At 78.8% G+C, this 851-nt stretch carries 1 protein-coding gene; it reads left to right on the top strand.

What is annotated here, in order from left to right; all coding sequences use genetic code 11:
• On the top strand, positions 1–851 hold an 851-nt coding region (locus B1205_RS22295), incomplete at both ends, for a polyketide synthase dehydratase domain-containing protein (protein WP_176308736.1).

Below are 851 nucleotides of genomic sequence, written 5' to 3' on the forward strand. Positions count from 1 at the left end.
CCGGCGCGGTGCTGGTGCCCGGCACCGCCCTGGTGGAACTGGTGGTGCGCGCCGGCGACGAGGTCGCCACCCCCCGGGTACGCGACCTCACCGTCGTCGCCCCGCTGCCGCTGCCCGCCACCGGCGGCGTCCGGGTCCAGGTGCGCGTCGGCGCCGCCGACGCCACCGGCAGCCGGGACGCCGCCCTGTACGCCCAACCGGACGACGACCCGGACGCCGAGTGGGTCCGGCACGCCGAGGCGGTCCTCGAACCCGCCGCCGCCGAGGAACCCACGCTCACCGCCTGGCCGCCCGCCGACGTCACCGAGACCGACCTGACCGGCTGGTACGAGACCCTCGTCGGGCACGGCCTGACGTACGGCCCGACGTTCCAGGGCCTGCGCCGGGTCTGGACCGGCCACGACGAGGTGTACGCCGAGGTGGCGCTCCCCGACACCGGCGTGGCCGGGTTCGCGGTGCACCCGGCGCTGTTGGACGCGGCGCTGCACCCGATCGGCCTGCTGCCGGGCGGCGACCCGGCGACCGGGCCGCGCGTGCCGTTCGCGTTCGAGGGCGTGCAGGTGCACGCCACCGGCGCCCGGCTGCTGCGGGTACGGCTGACCCGCGCCGGCTCCGGGGTGCGGCTGGTGGCGGTGGACCCCACCGGCACGCCGGTGGTGTCGATCGACTCCCTGGTCCTGCGCGAGCTGGCCGGCGTGCCCGGCACGGGCGCGGCCGTGCGGTCGCGGTACGCGGTCACCTGGCCGGTCGAGGAGATCAGCCCGACCGACACGGACCTGGCCTGGGCGGCGCTCGCCCCGGCCCGGCCGGACGACGCCGTCCCGCCGCAGCCGCGCGGCGCGGCGCGGAAG

The sequence above is a fragment of the Micromonospora sp. NBS 11-29 genome (assembly GCF_002140155.1).
Classification (GTDB): domain Bacteria; phylum Actinomycetota; class Actinomycetes; order Mycobacteriales; family Micromonosporaceae; genus Micromonospora.